Source organism: bacterium (assembly GCA_035703895.1).
Taxonomy (GTDB): domain Bacteria; phylum Sysuimicrobiota; class Sysuimicrobiia; order Sysuimicrobiales; family Segetimicrobiaceae; genus Segetimicrobium.
In genome coordinates this window covers 1-3,250 of record DASSXJ010000237.1, presented here as the reverse complement: position 1 = coordinate 3,250, position 3,250 = coordinate 1, and the positions used below count along the sequence as shown (strand labels likewise).

Annotated in this window: 5 protein-coding genes; 4 read left to right on the top strand and 1 reads right to left on the bottom strand. The window is 67.6% G+C overall.

The genetic code is table 11. The features are described 5' to 3' along the window. Positions 1–503, bottom strand: a 503-nt coding sequence (locus VFP86_15955; protein ID HET9001132.1) for an SDR family NAD(P)-dependent oxidoreductase, incomplete at its 3' end; no start/stop codon positions are given. A gap of 232 nt (positions 504–735) precedes the next feature. Here VFP86_15955 and VFP86_15950 point away from each other — a divergent pair. The 4 genes from VFP86_15950 to VFP86_15935 all read left to right on the top strand — a co-directional run. Then, complete coding sequence (locus VFP86_15950; protein HET9001131.1) at positions 736–1,212, top strand: GspH/FimT family pseudopilin; 477 nt, start codon at positions 736–738, stop codon at positions 1,210–1,212. Further along, positions 1,199–1,660, top strand: a complete 462-nt coding sequence (locus tag VFP86_15945) for a hypothetical protein (protein ID HET9001130.1) — start codon at positions 1,199–1,201, stop codon at positions 1,658–1,660. Before VFP86_15950 ends, VFP86_15945 begins: the two co-directional genes overlap by 14 nt. Further along, the gene (locus VFP86_15940) at positions 1,651–2,274 is read left to right on the top strand and encodes a prepilin-type N-terminal cleavage/methylation domain-containing protein (GenBank protein ID HET9001129.1); all 624 of its coding nucleotides are present in this window, start codon (positions 1,651–1,653) and stop codon (positions 2,272–2,274) included. Before VFP86_15945 ends, VFP86_15940 begins: the two co-directional genes overlap by 10 nt. Before the next feature lie 8 nt (positions 2,275–2,282). Next, positions 2,283–3,250, top strand: a 968-nt coding sequence (locus VFP86_15935) for a pilus assembly PilX N-terminal domain-containing protein (protein ID HET9001128.1), incomplete at its 3' end; no start/stop codon positions are given.

The following is a 3,250-nucleotide window of genomic DNA, read 5'->3' as shown; positions in this document are numbered from 1 at the left end:
GTCAGCGCGACGATCCCTGCTTTGGCCGAGGCGTAGTTCGCCTGCCCGAAGTTGCCGATCTTCCCGGAGATCGACGAAAGATTGACAATCGCCCCCCCGTGCCCGGCTTCGCGCATGCGGGCGGCGACCGCTTTGGTGCAGAGGAACGTCCCTTTGAGGTGCACATCCAGGACCAGGTCCCAGTCGGCCTCGGTGAGGTTCCGAATGGTCTTGTCTCGCGTCAAACCGGCGTTGTTGATCAGAACGGTGATCGGGCCCAGGCTCGCCCCCGCGCGTGTGACGGCCGCCTCGACGTCGTCCGACCGGCTGACATCCGCCCGCAGCGCGATCCCCCGCCGACCGAGTCTCTGGACCGCAGCTACGGTCTCGGCGGCGGTCGTCTCGTTGACGTCAACTGCGGCCACATCCGCGCCTTCTTCCGCAAACCGGACCGCGATCGCCCGCCCGATCCCCGACCCGGCTCCCGTCACGAGCGCCACGCGCCCGGTCAGTAAGGGCCCCATGCTGGATCCACCTCCCCCGCCATCCCGTCCCGCTCGTCGCGCGGCGTTCAAGTGTAGCGCGACGAGTTGACTCCGAACAGAGGGATCTCACGCGTTCGGTCGAATGATGGTGTTCGGTTGTCGTCTCCCGGTACCCTACCACCGATCGCTTCGGTCAAATTGTTTTCGCCCCAATCATCGCAGCCTCCATGTCGGCCGACGTTCCTACCCTCGTGGTTTTGCCAGAGGTGCGATGAACGACTGGCGGGTGCGGATCGGTCACCGAACGGGCTTTACCCTGCTGGAGACGCTGATCGTGATCTCCCTGCTCGGGATTGCCCTTGCGATCGCCTTCCCATCGTACGCTCGATACGCCAGCACTCAACGCGCGCGGGCGGTAGCCCATCTCCTGGCGTCGGATCTCGGGGTCGCTCAACAAGAAGCCATCACCAGGCGCGTTGACGTGACGGTGACCTTCTCTTCGGAGGATGCGGCCTGTCCGGGCAAGGCGGCATCCTATTGGCTCGGGGACGCCGCCACCGTGATCAAGCGGGTCTGCTTTCCGCCGGACGTCGCCTGGGGCACGTGGCCGCTCGGCCCTGTGGTATTCACGCCCAGCGGACGGACCGAGGCCGGCGCGGCGCTCGCGGTGCAGAGCACACGCACAGGAGAACCCTTCGCGCTGTCGGTCGAGGCGGAGACGGGGGTGGTCGTCGATGCGACGCGCTGAACAGCCCCCCTTCCGCCGTCTCTTTCGACCTACTGCGGGGTTCACCCAGATCGAGGTCCTCACCGCGATGCTCATTATCGGTATCGCAACCCCATTTCTGATGGGTGCGGTGATCGGGGGTCTCACTCAGGCCAGGCACTCCCAAGACCGGGGGCTGGCGACGGCATGGGTGCAGGGCGAGATCGACTTTCTCAGGCTCCGGTGCTACGTGCGTCTCTCCCCGTCGGCGCGGAAGGTGATGCCCTCGACTCTGGAGGCCGGAGAGCTCCCCCTGCCCCCAGGCTTTGCCGCGGCGTACGTACGGCTCGACTCAGTAGGTCCGGCCCTGCTCCGGGCCACGGTGAGCCTCTATCGGAAAGACTGGACCGGCGCAGCCCCGATCGATGCACCTTACGAAGCGATCAGCACCTATGTCGGGGATGTCCGAACGGCGGGCCTATGTCCGTGACCCGCGGCCGCCCCCAGGCGGGGATGACGCTCATCGAGGTCGTGACGGTCCTGGCGATCGGCGGGATCTTGACGAGCAGCCTCTATATCCTGCTTGGCGCCGGGATCAAAGGCTACCTAATCGTGCACGCCCGAGTGTTGGATCAGGAGCAGGGGCGGCGCGTGCTCAACTGGATCGCCGACCGGGTGCGGGAGGCCGATTACGCGCCGCACGCTCCCTGTCCCGACGCGATCCTGCTCGCCGGCAACGGCGGGGGGTTTCCGGAGCGGCTGGCCTTCCGGGCGGTGCTCGACGAAAGCCTCGCCCCGCCGAGACACACCATCGTGTACTACCTCGAGGGGCGGACCCTGTGGCAGGAAACGCTGATCCAGGAGACAGCCGGAGCGTGCCTGGCAGAAGCGAGCCGGGGGGCGCCCGATCCGCATCGGGTTGCGCTCACCCCCCCGGTCGTCAATGCGTTCGAGCTCGCCTACCTCGACCGAGATGGGAATCCGGCCGCCGGCCCCGATCTGATCCGATCGGTTCGCATCACCGTGACGGTGGAGACCACGTCCGTCTCCAGGCGCCGGGAATCTCAAACGTACCAGACCCTTGCGACCCTGCGGGGGCCATGAGAGACACGATGCATCGCGTGGCGCGGCCCGACGGTTTCGCTCTCACGCTCGTCCTGATCACGTTCCTCATCATCGAGCTGATCGGTGTCGGCGTCGTCTCGATCACCTTGAGCGACCTCCACGGCGCCGTGGCCAACCGGCTTGCGATGGATGCTGTGAACGTGGCCGAGGCGGGCCTCAACTATGGCGTGGCGCAGCTGGTTTCCCGAGCCTCGGCGGCTGCGCCGACCGATATCTCCTATCGGGGCGAGTCCCGCGAGATCCCGGTCCCGGGCCTGGATGGCGAGACGCTCGGCACATTCCAGATCACGGTCACATGCGTCTATCCGCGCGGGGCGTTGCCCCCGAACTGCGCGGACGATCCCGCCGCGATCGGAGGCGGCGAGCGAAACCAGCGGTACCTCACAGCCGCTGGATTCATCCCCGCCGCGCCCGGGCGGGCGCGGCGGCAGATCGAGACCGTGGTCCGGCGCTACGACCTGCGATCAGGCGGCACGCCCCTCTACGGCGTGTGCGGCCGCGATGCGGTCGACTTGGACCAGGGAACCACGGTCACGTCCGACGTCGGGAGCAACGGCACGATACGGTTGGGGCGCCTCAGCGGAGTGCGGCAGTGGTCCCCTCTCGCTCCGGCGACGGCCGCGACGGGAGGAGGCATGAGCCCGCCGATGTCGGGCCAGGGGCTCACCGGAACGTATTCCTGGAGGATCACGTTCCTGGACGCCGCGGGCCGGGAATCGAGCGGGAGCCCACCGACCCGCCCGGTGGAACTGCGAAACGAGCACGGGCGCCTGACGGATGTCCCCGTCGGCGATCCGTCGATCACCAGGCGACGGATCTACCGGTCGCACGCCAACGCCGCGGAGACCGGACCGTGGTACCTCGTCGCCGAGATCCCGGATAACGAGACTCGCGAGTACACGGACCCCCAGACCGATGACGCGCTCGGCCCTCGCGTGCCGGGCACGATCAGCGG